Origin of the sequence: Nostoc sp. (assembly GCF_036917555.1) — a bacterium.
Lineage (GTDB): Bacteria > Cyanobacteriota > Cyanobacteriia > Cyanobacteriales > Nostocaceae > Nostoc.
This window is the reverse complement of sequence record NZ_JBALDD010000063.1, coordinates 164,436-179,459: the sequence shown is the minus strand read 5'-3', so window position 1 is coordinate 179,459 and position 15,024 is coordinate 164,436. Positions and strand designations below refer to the sequence as shown.

12 protein-coding genes and 2 pseudogenes are annotated in these 15,024 nt (G+C 42.8%); 8 read left to right on the top strand and 6 right to left on the bottom strand.

Annotation, left to right across the window (positions count from 1 at the left end):
* Positions 1-7: 7 nt before the first annotated feature.
* Positions 8-688: a hypothetical protein gene (locus V7K60_RS23230; RefSeq protein ID WP_334928748.1), complete on the bottom strand. Its 681-nt coding sequence runs from the start codon at positions 686-688 to the stop codon at positions 8-10.
* A gap of 491 nt (positions 689-1,179) precedes the next feature.
* Here V7K60_RS23230 and V7K60_RS23225 point away from each other — a divergent pair, with 491 nt between their 5' ends.
* From V7K60_RS23225 to glgB, 3 genes are all read left to right on the top strand, one after another.
* Positions 1,180-1,380 (top strand): hypothetical protein, encoded by a 201-nt coding sequence (locus V7K60_RS23225; protein WP_334928746.1) that lies wholly within the window; start codon positions 1,180-1,182, stop codon positions 1,378-1,380.
* Between the two features lie 513 nt (positions 1,381-1,893).
* Positions 1,894-2,226, top strand: a complete 333-nt coding sequence (locus V7K60_RS23220) for a hypothetical protein (protein WP_334928744.1) — start codon at positions 1,894-1,896, stop codon at positions 2,224-2,226.
* A gap of 288 nt (positions 2,227-2,514) precedes the next feature.
* Positions 2,515-4,806, top strand: coding sequence for a 1,4-alpha-glucan branching enzyme (glgB, locus tag V7K60_RS23215; RefSeq protein ID WP_334928742.1), 2,292 nt, complete (start codon positions 2,515-2,517; stop codon positions 4,804-4,806).
* A 269-nt stretch (positions 4,807-5,075) separates the two neighbouring features.
* Here glgB and V7K60_RS23210 read toward each other — a convergent pair.
* Positions 5,076-5,955 (bottom strand): annotated as a pseudogene (locus V7K60_RS23210) (IS982 family transposase).
* Between the two features lie 321 nt (positions 5,956-6,276).
* Here V7K60_RS23210 and ligA point away from each other — a divergent pair.
* Positions 6,277-8,313, top strand: coding sequence for an NAD-dependent DNA ligase LigA (gene ligA / locus V7K60_RS23205; RefSeq protein WP_334928740.1), 2,037 nt, complete (start codon positions 6,277-6,279; stop codon positions 8,311-8,313).
* Between the two features lie 227 nt (positions 8,314-8,540).
* On the opposite strand, the gene V7K60_RS23200 is transcribed toward ligA, so the two are convergent.
* The gene (locus V7K60_RS23200; protein ID WP_334928739.1) at positions 8,541-9,314 is read right to left on the bottom strand and encodes a Uma2 family endonuclease; all 774 of its coding nucleotides are present in this window, start codon (positions 9,312-9,314) and stop codon (positions 8,541-8,543) included.
* Complete coding sequence (locus tag V7K60_RS23195; RefSeq protein ID WP_334928737.1) at positions 9,269-9,505, bottom strand: hypothetical protein; 237 nt, start codon at positions 9,503-9,505, stop codon at positions 9,269-9,271. The genes V7K60_RS23200 and V7K60_RS23195 overlap by 46 nt, the downstream gene beginning before the upstream one ends.
* A gap of 208 nt (positions 9,506-9,713) precedes the next feature.
* On the opposite strand from V7K60_RS23195, the pseudogene V7K60_RS23190 reads away from it, so the two are divergent.
* Both V7K60_RS23190 and V7K60_RS23185 read left to right on the top strand, forming a co-directional pair.
* A pseudogene (locus V7K60_RS23190) lies at positions 9,714-11,576 on the top strand (FUSC family protein).
* Positions 11,515-11,931, top strand: coding sequence for a hypothetical protein (locus tag V7K60_RS23185; RefSeq protein WP_334928735.1), 417 nt, complete (start codon positions 11,515-11,517; stop codon positions 11,929-11,931). Before V7K60_RS23190 ends, V7K60_RS23185 begins: the two are co-directional and overlap by 62 nt.
* 3 nt (positions 11,932-11,934) lie before the next feature.
* Here the strand turns inward: V7K60_RS23185 and V7K60_RS23180 are convergent, their stop codons facing one another.
* A complete protein-coding gene (locus V7K60_RS23180) occupies positions 11,935-12,603 on the bottom strand; it encodes a cadmium resistance transporter (RefSeq protein ID WP_334928733.1) in 669 nt (222 codons plus the stop codon).
* Between the two features lie 685 nt (positions 12,604-13,288).
* Here V7K60_RS23180 and V7K60_RS23175 point away from each other — a divergent pair.
* Positions 13,289-14,428 (top strand): aliphatic sulfonate ABC transporter substrate-binding protein, encoded by a 1,140-nt coding sequence (locus V7K60_RS23175; protein ID WP_334928731.1) that lies wholly within the window; start codon positions 13,289-13,291, stop codon positions 14,426-14,428.
* Between the two features lie 192 nt (positions 14,429-14,620).
* Here the strand turns inward: V7K60_RS23175 and V7K60_RS23170 are convergent, their stop codons facing one another.
* Complete coding sequence (locus V7K60_RS23170; RefSeq protein WP_334928729.1) at positions 14,621-14,755, bottom strand: hypothetical protein; 135 nt, start codon at positions 14,753-14,755, stop codon at positions 14,621-14,623.
* Between V7K60_RS23170 and V7K60_RS23165 the strand changes: the two genes are divergently transcribed.
* Positions 14,748-14,972, top strand: coding sequence for a hypothetical protein (locus tag V7K60_RS23165; protein WP_334928727.1), 225 nt, complete (start codon positions 14,748-14,750; stop codon positions 14,970-14,972). The genes V7K60_RS23170 and V7K60_RS23165 overlap by 8 nt on opposite strands.
* Positions 14,973-15,024: the final 52 nt, after the last annotated feature.

The window sequence follows — 15,024 nt, the reverse complement described above, 5'->3', positions numbered from 1 at the left end:
ATTACGATTAGTATCCCAGTGGCGAGAGTGTTTGCGGTTGCGTTTCAGAATTTGGCGTTGTGTTAGGCGATGCTGGCTTCGGACTCTGAGATGCTGGAGGTAAGAAAATCATTCCTTCAGGAGTTGGTGATACCAGCCCTGCTGTTGGTTGTTCTGCTTCATTAGCCATTTTATTTTTCAGCGTCGCGTTGGTTGTCGTTAGCAGCCGTTCATGACGTTGGAGGTTTTGCAATCTGCGATATGACTGACCCCAAAGCTCTTGAGAATAGACTGTCCAAGCATAAACAGCAAGTGTCGATGCTACTAACAAGAACGCTACAACTGACGAATAACGATGAAAGGTATACAAGCGCAGCAACCACAAAGGTGCGGCTCCAGAATTAGGCATTGTGGGAAGACCAAGAAAACCTACCCCCAGAGTCTTTTGGTTCGCATTCAACTGCTCATTGAGATTTGGTAATTGTTGTCTACCCAAGTGTTTCACTGATTTGGCTATAACTGCCTCATTTGTGGGAGAAACCGCTAATTTTTTGGAAGAACGCTGTTGTTTTTGAGAGGATACTGGTGTAGAAGCACTCTGTGCTGCTGACTCCATACGCGCAGAGTGTCGCCTTCCTAAAGAAAGGATAGAATCTCGCCAGAACCAATTACCCCTTGTAGAAACAGTAGATTTACGAGCAACTACCATAAATTTAAAAATTTTTTAGATGGAAAATCCTGCATTTTAGATTGATTGTCTGTTTTGCTAAAGTTAAAATCACCTTCTGTGCAACAAGCACACATAACAGACTATACCCTTTTAACTTTTCTCATAGGTAGCTGTATCAATGTTTGTATCCCCTAGATATGCAATGTTTGCAATCAGCGATTAGAAACTGGACAGCTTACCTTTTAGGTATCGCACCTAAAGTATGGCAACGTCACGTAGCCAGATGCAATACTCTGTGAAAAAAATAAAATTTTTTGCTATCATAGCTTCATTTGCTAAACAAGTTGGTAATTTTCGTTTTGCTCCTGAGTTAAGAGAAACTAATTAGGATACGTAATTCCAAAAACAATACCCCAAAGGATTGTTTTTTTAAAGTATGTAATCTCGCAGAATTTAAAAAAAGCAATAAATACGGTATCGTATTCAACAGGCGAAAAATTGTTCTAGCCACAATTGGTGAAAGAGGAGTTATGAAAACAAAAATCTTTGGTTTTGCTCTAATGTTAAGTCTGGCTACAATTCTTGGGGCCTGTGAAGGTGGTGGTGATGGTGCTGGTAGTGCTACTCCAGCTGCTACAGGTGAACCAACTGATGCACCTGTTAAGACTCCTCCTGCCGCTACTACCCCCGCAGCGACTCCTGCAACTACTCCCGCAGCGACTCCTAAATAAGGCATCTTAAACTTTAGTTTAAATCGCGCCCAGAACTACTTAGTGACAGCATTGCTCACTACATAGCTCGAAACATCCTCGAATTAATTGGGTTCACGAAAAAACCTCATTTTTATGCTGGTTTATCAGAGCCTAGAGTTTGCTCAAATATCAACGAAGTAGGCCAGGAAGTAGAGGACACTGGTAAAGAGGATTATGTCCTCTACCAAGTGTCCTTCTGAAAGTCCCGCCCGCTCAAACCTTGTTATGAGTCCAAGGGAGTTGAGTGAATCTAAGCTATTTTGTAGGCAGATACTTCCCTCGTTTGGCATTTTAGATTGCTTACACTATTGAGTTTTGAGAGGGTAAAATAAATTATTGCGATCGCTGGCAATTGCTCTTGAGCATTCCTGTAGTCTATTCCGTATCAGGAAAGACCTGGTTATCTCCCTTGATATTGCCAGATTTTTATTGGGAAAATTTGGGCATGAGAAAAACAGATTTTCATCCTGCGTTGTGAACGTAGTTCGGGAGATGAGGAGAGTTAAAACGAGAAAATCTCTAAAATTACTGAGCTTAATTGTAATTACTGTAACTTCGATTGTCTTAAGTAGCTATTGGAGATCGGCAGCAATAGCATTACCGCCACCAGAGGATACACCAGAAGAAATATTACGCACAAAGATTATTATAGAAGCGCGATCGCCTGTTGATGGAAGATTCCTAACAGCTGCTGAGTATATCCAATTGCAAGCCCAGCTGCAAAAAGTCCCGCCACCAAAATTAGACCCCAAAATTCGAGAACAGATTTTCTTGCTTCGCTTACGTAAAACATTATTGCAGTTTTTCCCATTTCTAAATTTTTGATAAATTCGTCATTTGTCATTCATCCCCTGCCCAATGACGCCACTTGCTCCACTTGGGGAGACCCCAGATACTTGCAGACTCGCTAACGCTGCGCTATCGCTTTTAGCGTCTCCCTTTGGGAGAAGACCGCAGTGGCTCCCCCATGCCCTATGCCCAATGCCTCATGCCCAATACCCCATTCTGATGTAGGATAACGGTGGCGACAAAATTGCAAATAAATGTAAAGAATATATATAGATATTACAAAAGTAGATTTAGTCAATCACGTTATTTTACTTAGGTAGCTTCATGTCCATGACCACGATCGCCCCTGAACAGGTTAACAGCATCGTTTGGAATCAGCATAACGATCCCTTTGAAATACTAGGTTCTCATCCCATAGAGCAAGACGGCAAAACTGTCTGGGCTGTGCGGGCCTACCTACCAAATGCAAGTGCAGCGTGGGTCGTTCTTCCTGAACAACGTAAAGAATACCCAATGCAAACAGTGCATCATCCTCACTTTTTTGAATGCACCATTGAAACTGCCGAACTGGCAAACTACCAGTTACGGATTAAAGAAGGAGAACACGAACGTGTCATCTATGACCCTTACGCTTTCCGTTCTCCCCGCTTGACAGACTTTGACTTGCATTTGTTTAGTGAAGGTAACCATCATCGGATTTACGAAAAACTGGGAGCGCACCCCACGGAAATAGGTGGCGTTAAGGGCGTTTATTTTGCTGTTTGGGCACCCAACGCTCGTAATGTTTCATTGCTGGGAGATTTCAACCTCTGGGATGGGCGTAAACATCAGATGCGTAAAGGTCGCACTGGAATTTGGGAATTATTTATTCCTGAAATCGGTGTGGGAGAGCATTACAAATATGAAATCAAAAATTTTGAAGGACACATTTACGAAAAATCTGATCCCTACGGTTTCCAGCAAGAACTTCGCCCGAAAACTGCATCCATTGTCACTGATTTAGATGCTTATAGTTGGAGTGATGAAAACTGGATGGAAAAGCGGCGTCGCATTGACCCCCTAACTCAGCCAGTTTCAGTTTACGAAGTGCATTTAGGCTCTTGGTTACACGCTTCGAGTGCAGAACCAGCTAAACTTCCCAATGGTGAAACTGAACCAGTAGTTGTCGTTTCTGGACTAAAGCCGGGCGCACGCTTCCTTACCTACCGAGAACTAGCTGACCGACTCATTCCTTATGTCAAAGAATTAGGATACACCCACATAGAAATGTTGCCCATTGCGGAACATCCCTTTGATGGTTCTTGGGGTTATCAAGTAACTGGTTACTATGCCCCTACCTCGCGTTTTGGGAGACCCGAAGATTTGATGTATTTTATTGACAAATGTCACGAAAATGATATAGGGGTAATTGTAGATTGGGTTCCTGGTCACTTCCCCAAAGATGGACATGGTTTAGCTTTCTTTGATGGTAGCCACCTATACGAACACGCTGACCCCCGCAAAGGCGAACATAAAGGATGGGGTACTTTGGTGTTCAATTACGGTCGCCATGAAGTTAGTAATTTCTTAGCAGCAAATGCCCTCTTCTGGTTTGATAAGTACCACATTGACGGGGTTCGTGTCGATGCTGTTGCCTCGATGCTCTATAACGACTATTGCCGCGAACCAGGAGAATGGCTGCCCAATCAGTATGGTGGCAGAGAAAACCTAGAAGCAGCAGATTTTCTACGTCAGGTAAATCACATTATCTTTAGCTATTTCCCCGGTGCTCTCTCAATTGCTGAAGAATCCACTTCCTGGCCAATGGTATCTTGGCCCACCTATACAGGCGGACTGGGTTTTAACTTGAAGTGGGATATGGGCTGGATGCACGATATGCTGGATTACTTCAGCATGGACCCTTGGTTCCGCCAGTTCCACCAAAACAATATCACCTTTAGTATGTGGTACAACCACACCGAGAACTTCATGCTGGCCCTGTCTCACGATGAAGTCGTGCATGGCAAGAGCAATATCATCGGCAAAATGCCGGGAGATACATGGCAAAAGTTAGCTAATGTGCGTTGTTTATTTACCTATATGTTTGCTCACCCAGGCAAGAAAACCATGTTTATGAGCATGGAGTTTGGGCAATGGAGTGAGTGGAATGATTGGACAGATTTGGAGTGGCATTTATTGCAACATGAAGCCCACCAACAGTTAAAAACGTTTTTCCACGATTTGAATTATCTTTACCGTTCTGAACCAGTTTTGTACACCCAGGATTTTGCCCAACCGGGGTTTGAGTGGATTGACTGTAGCGATAACCGCCATAGTGTAGTTGCCTTCATGCGTCGTGACAAGGATTCTGATGATTTTGCAATCGTGGTTTGCAATTTTACACCACAACCCCATTCTCACTACCGTATCGGTGTACCGCAAAAGGGATTTTATACTGAATTGTTTAATAGTGATGCCCGTCAGTATGGTGGCAGCAATATGGGCAACTTAGGTGGTAAATGGACGGATGAGTGGTCTTTGCACAGTCATCCTTATTCACTGGATTTATGTTTGCCACCTTTGGGTGTGTTGATTCTCAAGTTGGATAAGAAGAAGACTGCTGAGGTAGTTGGATAACAGTTAAGGGTGGGTGATGCCCCACCCTACACCTAATTTCGCCTATTCACAGCGAATCAACCCAGTTCTCTAGTAGACTCTGGTGCAATTAAATATGCGTTATTCATAATCCTTGTAGAGACGTAGCAATGCTACGTCTCTACATTGTTTTTCACAATTTCTCAACTAGCGATCGCTCTGCATTTACCCGTGGAATTATACTTAGTACTCAGGGAAAGTGCATTACTGAAGGCTGACAGTAGCTAGTTGCTAAGTAACCTGAGTTTGGGTTAAGCAGATTGAGGTAAAAGCCATTCCATCTGAAGGCTGGGTTTCTTAGGTTGATGGCAATAAGCGATTAATCCGCACAAAACGTTAACGCAGAAATTAACGGGGCTTCGGTGTCTAGAATGTTCGATTTGAGAAATATTCTTGAGTTGATCGTTAATAGTCTCAATAATGGAGCGTTTACGGGATAAGAGCTTGTCATGGAGATGCATCAAATAGTTTTTCATGTTGCGACGGGGTTTGGCAAAAAATTTAATGCCGAACTCTTGCAAAAGTTGAGAAGCCAGTTTTTGAGAGACATATCCGCTAACGCCAAATATTTTGCCAAACAGATCACTGAGGAAATCGGGAACTGGTTGACGGTCATCAATATTACCAGGAGTAAGAACCACATTTAAGAGTTGACCAAGTTCATTGACGACAAGATGAAGCTTAAACCCGAAAAACCAATCCACAGAAGTCTTTCCACGAGCGGCTAAATCTTCAAAAACCTTATGCCGAGAAATCCGACGATTATGGCAGACCTTCAGACATGTTGAATCGATAAAACCGATACCCGTACACTGTCCAAAACAATGCTTCAGGTAAACGCACAAAGGTATCAAGGTTGATGGTATCCATTCAATGAATCGTTGATAACTCGGCAGTCCCGGAAAAGCACAACTAAGAAAGCTGTTTGACATGATTCAAATAAAAATGCTTGAAATTCCGGTAGTGATTTTGATGAAATGCAATCAGTATCGTCATTATTTCACTCAAACACAGACTTCTAGCCCGAATCCGTCTTATTCCTGCATGTACCAACAGCTTTTTGTGCCATTGGCTTTCAAACGCCTTACAAAAATCATCTACATAGCAGAACAAAAATTCTAAACTAAACATCGGACAGGTGCTGGATTTGACGTTATTTTCAGCTTACTACCTGTCCCTTTCCTTATCCCGAACTCAGGTTTAGTAATAATAAATCCATCTGTCGATAGATAGACTTTAAATGATGTATTTAATTAACTCCTCTTGCTACGATCCCCCCTGTTCCAATCAGACAAAGTTTCGTGCCACTATTGCCCGATTCAAGTACTGAGTAGCAGAAAATTTGGTAAAACTTATTTAGCTTTAGATATGGCTCAAAAGCCAAAAAAAATTTTGTATAGTACAAATGTATGATTTGTTAGCCCTAATTCTAGATATTTTATAATAATTCTAATGACACAGATGAAGCCGGAAGTAAAGCGCACAGAAGAATTGCGCCAGTTATTGCAACAAGCAAGCTTCGCTTATTACGTCCTAGATGCTCCAATCATGGAGGATGCAGTCTATGATCAGCTATATCGAGAATTGCAACAACTAGAAACTCAATATCCAGAATTAACAGCACCCGATAGTCCGACTCAGCGGGTGGGTGAGCTTAGGCATACGCAGTTTACCTCGGTGCGGCACAATATCCCCTTGTACAGTCTGGAGAATGCATTCAATATTCATGAGTTGCAAGCATGGGATCAGCGTTGGCGGCGACAAGTACCGAAAATAGATTCAGTGGAATATGTCAGTGAACTTAAAATTGATGGTTCTGCTTTGGCTCTTACTTACCAAGATGGCATTCTAGTTAGAGGGACAACTAGGGGTGATGGGGTAACGGGTGAAGATATCACTCAAAATGTGCGGACAATTCGCTCAATTCCCTTACGTTTGAATTTTGAAGGGTTAGAAATTTTAGAAAGGGTGGAAGTGCGAGGTGAGGCATTTTTACCGTTGGAAGTATTTAAACGTATCAACGAGGAAAGGCAAAAGGCAAGTGAGCAATTATTTGCTAATCCCCGCAATGCCGCAGCTGGTACACTCAGGCAACTAGACTCCCGCATTGTTGCTAAACGCCGATTAGATTTCTTTGGCTACACACTGCACATTCCTGGTAGAGATGACACCAGTATTGCTAATACCCAATGGGAAGCTTTAGAGTTGTTAGAAAAGATGGGTTTTCGAGTCAACCCCAACCATAAACTCTGTGCTTCGATCGCAGAAGTGGCAAAATATTATGAATTTTGGGATACGGAACGGCTGAATTTACCCTACATGACTGATGGGGTAGTGGTGAAGCTGAATTCTTTTAAACTTCAGGAACAGCTAGGGTTTACGCAGAAATTCCCCCGCTGGGCGATCGCTTTGAAGTACCCAGCTGAAGAAGCGCCTACCCGTGTAGAAAATATTGCTGTGAATGTGGGACGAACGGGGGCGTTAACGCCATTAGCCGAGATGCGCCCGGTGCAACTGGCGGGAACAACAGTTTCCCGCGCGACTTTACATAATAGCGATCGCATTACTCAATTAGACATCCGCATTGGCGATACTGTGATTGTCCGCAAAGCTGGAGAAATCATTCCAGAAGTGCTGAGGGTAATCAAAGAACTCCGTCCCATTGACACCGAACCCTTCGTTATGCCCACCCATTGCCCAGTCTGCGGTCAATTAGTGGTGCGAGAATCAGGTGAGGCTGTGACTCGGTGCGTCAATGCTTCCTGTGCGGCGATTCTCAAAGGTTCCATTGAACATTGGGTAAGTCGTGATGCCTTGGATATTAAAGGTATGGGGGAAAAGCTGGTGTATCAACTCGTTGATAAAGGTTTGGTGCATTCCGTTGCCGATTTATATGAGTTGACAGCAGAGAAATTATCTGCATTGGAAAGGATGGGGAAAAAGTTGGCAGAGAAATTGCTTGATGCGATCGCTCAATCAAAAAATCAACCTTGGTCAAGGGTCTTGTATGGTTTAGGCATCCGTCACGTTGGCAGTGTAAATGCCCAATTGTTGACTCAGAAGTATTTCACTGTAGACCAGTTAGCTACAGCAAAGCAATCAGATATTGAAGGCATTTATGGTATTGGTGCTGAAATTGCCCAATCTGTGTACCAGTGGTTTCGGATTGATGCTAACCAAAGTTTAATAGAACGCTTGCAAGCAGAAGGATTGCAATTAACTGCCACAGAGGAAACAAAAATAGTTGGTGATGGTAATCAAAAGTTCATAGGTAAAACTTTTGTAATTACAGGTACATTGCCAACCTTGAAGCGGGATGAAGCGAAGGTTTTGATTCAAAAAGCTGGGGGGAAAGTGACTGATTCAGTTAGTAAAAAAACAGATTATTTAGTATTAGGAGAAGATGCAGGTTCCAAGTTAGAAAAAGCAATTTCCTTGGGAATTACACAGTTAGGTGAGGCGCAATTGTTGGAGATGCTTGAAGATTGAAATAAGATAAACGCCTGGAAAGCTATATATTTCGTGAACGAATCCAGGCAATTAACCCATACTTATCAATCAGCCCAAAAGCATTACCGCTACAACCTCCCTGTCCCCGATTTTTCAAATAAGTCGGCGATATTATTTTTCAGGAACGATTCAGGATTGCTATAGCAAACTAGTTGGTTTTGCAAAATCGGATGATTCTCGTAAGGGCAATTTATGAATTGCCTCTACTAAAACGGGGGCAAGTTATTCAGGTCAATACCCTGAGATTGCAAATAAGCAATCAGTCGTTCTTTTTGCTGGCGTTCTTGTTCAGCACGTTGACGTTCTTGTTCAGCACGTTGACGTTCTTGTTCAATCTGTTCTACAGCCCACGCTAACAAATTACCATCTCGATCCCACCAGCGCAACCAATACCCAGTGCGACCTTCTTTGGTTCCTTGCCAAGTTCCCAAAAATAAGCCCATTAGATCAATCCAATGACGACCATTTTCGTCAGGTTGCTTTAACTCATAGCGTTTATTTTCCAGTTGATAATATTCTAATAAACCGCCATAAGGTTCAAAAATCACGTAGATGGGAATCTGCAAAATTTGCTCGTAGAAAAACCATTTTCCGGGTGGATAAGTTCGCTTGACCGAATATTCTCCACCCTCAGTATCGGATAAAAATTCGATTGCGATCGCTGGGATATCCCCTTCTAAATTGGGTGTATAACTTTTGCGGTTAGCCACCACTTCATTAACCGACGGTACATAAACCCAGTCTGGTGCTTTGGCAATAAATTGACTGTTGACAGTCGCACAAAGACCAAAGTTTGAAGCTATCAACATCTGAGGTTGAATGAATCCACTGATTTCTAAGCTTTCACGCAAAGCACCAGCTAAAAGTGGCTGACCGGTATTCTCCACTGGTTCATCCTCTAGTTGAAAATCTTTGGGCAAGGCTTCCCAAGAGATTACCAGTTCTGTTGGTGATTTGGCTTGGCTGAGTTGGGTTGCCATAAACACAGCATGAATTTATTTATGATCTTATCGCTTGCGACACTAGGAGCAAAAAAAGGGGCAATTTCCAAGGTGCAGAATGCAGCGTGTCCTTCGTTGAGGTGATAGACAGAAGGTTCAATTCCCAAAGCGTGTAGGGCGCGAACACCACCAATTCCCAAAACGACTTCTTGGGCGATGCGGGTTTCCAAGTTACCGCCGTATAGGTGTCCCGTCAGCCACGATAAAACTCATATCTGTTAACGAATAATTAAGGATGAATTATAAAGTGGCAAAATGTGCATCATAAGATTGACTTTCTGCAAAAGCTCTTAATTGCCCACCATCAACTAGAATAAATCTGAATATATCGAAATATTAAGATAATTCAGATAAAAATTTTGTTTTGTTAACAAAAAAATGCAGTTGAATCGAAGTAATTTCCTCAGCTTTTTGATCCAATCAGAGCCAGGAAAACCAGCAATATCTAACGGCTTACGAGCTGCATTAGCGTTGGGGGTTCCCATGCTAATTGGGCAACTCATCAATCAAAGAGAAAGCGGATTATTGGTTGGTTTAATGGCTCACTTTGTCAACTTAGCGAATATTGGTGGCCCTTACCAAATCAAAGCTAAGGCTATGGCACAGGCTACTTTGGGAATTACTGTTTCAGTATTTGTGGGTACTCTAGTCGCTCAAGTTCCAGCCTTAGCTGTAGTACTGACATTACTCTGGGGACTTGCTTCCGGTTTTGCGTCGCTGTACGGCAATGCTGGTGCTAATGTTGGTCTGGTGGTAGGAATATCATTTATTACCACGATCGCACAGCCAGGAAACTTGGAAGTTGCACTCATGCGATCGCTGCTATGTCTAATTGCAGGTGGATGGGCGATGCTACTTTCCTTAGTAATGTGGCCTTTTAGACCTTATGACCCAATACGGATAGCTTTGGCTGACTGCTTCAGTGCAATTGCCAATTACATTCAGGCATTTGTAGGTAAAGTAGCAACATCTGAAAATATTCTCGAAATTAGAAAAGCATTAGAAACAGCACGCACTACTTTAGGTAGATTATGGATTGGACAGTCGTCTCGGAGTTGGATAAATGAGCCGTTTTTGCTGTTAATTCAGGATGGCGATCGCTTGCTTGGTTTAGTTGTTGCCTTAACAGAATTACTAGAAACTCACTTCCAACAACAGCAATATTATACAGTCCAGCAATTAGTGGACGATGCACTCGCAGAAATATCAGTCATTCTTCAAGCTATAGCCAAAGTCATATCTCGCAAGCCTGCTAGCATCGACTTGGGAAATCTCAAGCGCATCTATGAAGCACTAAAAGAACAAGAAAGTCTGCAAAGAAAAGCAATTGCTGGGAGTGAGACAGACTACACAACCCTCGTTGCTCTCAGTAACCTGGTGCTAACGATCGAAAAGCTGATCAAGCAATTGCAATACACGGCTCAGACAACTAAATCTCTGGCAGATCGCAGCAAAATGAGTCAACGAGATGTAGATAGACTTCTTTTATTTGAAGACGAACAGCGATCGCTCTTAAGTTTACTCAAAGAAAACCTTACTTTAAACTCAGCAATCTTTCGCCATGCTCTCCGCATTGGTGTGAGTCTAACTGTAGGCGTGATATTATACAGCGTTACAAATTTACCAATGGGCTATTGGGTAACACTGACAATCATGCTAGTCTTGAAACCAAACTTGGGTGCAACTTTCAAACGGTTTTTCCAGCGAGTTGGCGGGACAATTTTATGAGCTGTCTTAGCTGCTATCTTACTTGCAACCATCACGAGTAAGCCTCTATTAGACATCATCATTCTGCTGACAGTATTTTTTGGCGTTTCCCTGATCGGTTTCAACTATGGGTATTCAGTGGTTTTCTTCTCAATCTTTGTCTTACTAATTATCGATATTGGTCATCCTATTAGTTGGCAATTTGCTGGCTTTCGGGTGTTGAATACATTAATAGGGGCGGGACTGGCTTTCGGGAGTCATTACTTTATATGGCCAAACTGGGAACGCGATCGTTTACCTAGTCAACTCACCACAGCACTGCGAGAATCCCACAAATACTTTCGGGATGTGATGGCTGTTTACCAAGGTATAAAGGAGCGTGACTCTAGCATTATCAGTCAACGGCGACAAACTGGACTAGCAATTGGCAATGCCCAAGCCTCCTTCCAAGGATTGCTGCGCGAAACCCCAAATGCACCAAGAATTAGTAGAACCAGTAATGACGCTGCTGCTGTACATGGGACGTTTTGCTAACGCCGTGACAGTTTTGGCAGTACATCTCGAACATTTCCGAAAAACAGTGCCACTCCCGGAATTAGAAACCTTTGTCTGCCAAATTTCCCTACTCTTAGAACAGTTAGCTGATTCGGTACAGCAGGAAATTACCCCACCGCCCTTACCTGACTTGGAAGAAACGCTGCAAAAAATCCAGCCGCACCTACAAGCACTGCGTACAGCCCGGATAGAAGAGTTAGCCATCAATCAAGGACATACACCGATTCGTCAGGTAGTCATTGATTACAGCATATTAGATTTGGAGATCGATCAGATCGTTCGGCGGTTGACTGCTATGCACTCAGCGATGGTACGGCTAACATCAGCTAATTAAATTTCAAGTGTTCGGTAGAAAAAGACGATAGGATTCGCTGTCCATCAAAATTCTGAAACCTAGCCACATCAGCACGAAGGGGAAAATCTTACCAGCATAACGGCTGAGTACCAAGGCGATACCGGGTTGATGAGTCAAAGTATAAGACATAAATAGCCAGCAGCAAACAATGAAATAGCAAACTGGTACGATCACGGCCAGATTTTGAATGCTGCTGCTGGCAAACAGGGGTATATAGATCCCAAGATTATTGCCGCCGTTAGAAATTGTTACCGCAGAGACGCGATAGGTTTGGGGATCGCGGATTAAGTCCCAAAGCGATCGCTTTCTGGAATCAAATCCTTTAAATTTAGAGTTTCTTTTCAGATTAGCTGACTTATCTTCAGCTGAATCATCCTTATTTAGGTTGAACAAATTGTTCAAGCCAATGAGTATCGGCAAAATCCCCAGTAGACCAGTCCAAGTTGACGGAATTGCTAAACCGAGTAAGAAACCAAGGAAACTTACTGTCACTAATACCGTGAACCCGATAATTTCGCCAACCACAACATGCTGAGGACGAAAAGTCCGATTAACCTCACTGAAGAAAGCAGTTAGATAAATATTGTCGTCAAACGTTGTTGCCACAGCAGTAGCTAGCCCAATCTTAATTGTTGCAATTAACCAATCCATCACCATTCCTCACTCAACACCTATCAGATGATCGAAACTAGCGATCGCTTAACCAGAGAAATCAGTCCCACAAGATCGAGAAATATTAATATGAAAATGCAAGTTTCGTGCATCAAGTGTGACTCGACTTCTTATTTATTCAACTTAGTTATAATACAAGAATTATGTAGCAAAACTACTAATAGTGGCGATGGTGCATTATGCTACGCTTCTCTTAAATGCCTCAACCTATACATATAAAATATTTACGTAAGTCCTAATAATATATAATAGGAATTACGCCTTGACAAGAAATACAAAATAGGTATAATTTCAAAAACCACACTGTAGGAGCAATTCATAAATTACCCCTACAGTGTGGGTGTATTTACCATTAAAAAATAATGAATAAAAGCCTGAAAAAACCTATTTTGGGAAACGCATACCATGATTAATTTGTACAGTGCGTAAGTCATAATATAATAAATATCCCCAAAAAATTTAACCCTCTGGCTGTATCCTCGTATGTAACGCGCCATTCATTGCAAGCATCAACAAAGGAGTCATTATGATTAGCCGTTTGATTGACCTTGTGCCTAGAAGCAGAGGTCAAAACATCTTACGGTCGTTCAGATCAGTCACTCGTAGATCGGCTACATACAGGTTTGCAGTTCGGTTTTGCCTCGGATTTGTCTCGATTTTGGTTTTGACTCTAATTTTTGACAGTCATGCTGTTGCCACTTCTGAATCTGGCAATCAGCTCTCCACTCTCATGAATCAGTTTAAACTACCCAAAAGCTCCACAATCCAGTTACTGGAAACCGTGGGACTGTTTATGGGGGGAATAATTTTCTGTGTAGTTTTGGATCGCTGGTTTTCTAACCGTTCCGATCGCTCTAGCAATACGCCCTTAGCAGAGCAAGCACGGCGGCTCAAGGAACTCAAAATAGGATATCCAGAGGGGATGACAAATCTGGAAGTTCTCCGTGTTCAAGGCTTGCTCGAAACGCGTTTGCAACCTTATGGGCTGAGTGTCACCTGGACAAGCTTTTTATCAGCCTCTTCTCTGATAGAAGCACTCAGCAATGGCACGATTGACTTCTGCGGTGGCGGCGGCACGGCCAGCATTTTCTCTCAAGCAGCAGATCATGTATTTGTGCGAGTGGCTAAGGAAAAATATACCGCTCCCAAAGGTCAAGCGATTCTAGTACCGGAAGATTCACCGATTCAGACGCTGGGCGACCTAAAGGGTAAAAAGATTGCTTTTGACAAAGGCTCAAGCGCCCATTATGTGCTTGTGCGATCGCTGGCAAAAGTCGGACTTGATTTTAGTGATATTGAACCAGTTTATCTGACACAACCGGAGGCGCTGCCCCGATTCCGTCGAGGTGAAATCGATGCTTGGGTGATTTGGGTTCCCTACACAGCTACTCTTGCCCGAAGTGCTTATCCAGGGCGATCGATTGCAGATTTAGAGAGCATATTTGGTGACAAAGCCTCCGTGGAAGTTCCGACCTATTACTACGCAATTCCAGAGCTGGTACGCGACTATCCTGATCTGCTCAAGGTGATTTTAGAAGAGGTAAACGAAGCTGGAGCTTGGGCTAAGAAACAGGAATTAGAAGCGGTTCAACGAATGGCAGAACACCATGAAATCGATCCATCTATTGTCGGAACTTTACAGCAACGTAGTGCCGAACGCGCCATCATCCCGATTGACGACCAATCGCTCACTGCTCTACAGCATCAGGCAAATATATTTAGAGATTTAAATCTGATTCCTGAGCGGGTAAATGTGAAAGATGGAACCTATAGCTTGCAGACTAAGCAAAACTGGACTTATTAATCTGACACTGACAATTTAGTACAGCTTTGCCTAAGATAGTCACGTTTTTAAACGCAGAGGGAGGCGTTCGCGGAGCGTCCCGTAGGGAAGGAAAGCGCAGAGGTACGCAGAATTTTTTTTAAGCGAATTCTATACTTGCTTGTTCGGTGAGAGAGTTTATCTGAGCCGAATGCTTGCTTTATAAACCTAAATTTAAAGTTCTTGACGTGTCGGACGGATGATGATTTCATTCACATCAACATCACCCGGTTGCTCAATGGCGTATGCGATCGCATAAAGTTGATTAATTCCCGCTGCTGTGTCTTTATCAGTAATCGTGGTGGTCAACTCAGTAGCAACGGCTTCTGGTGATGATTATCACTTTGTTTTGAATCTCAGACATATTTATTCCTGGGGATTATTGAGTATGGATCGTGAAACATCGGGTGCTGTTTCAGATGAACTGAGCATTATTCAACCATATCAACTAGTTTGTATACTCGATCAACGTTTTTGTCCCGGCAACGTCACTACTAATCCGAACCACTATCATCACACCGTTTGAGTTCTGTCCCGTTAAAACTTCAGTTGGTGAGTTGAGACCACCTCATAAACTT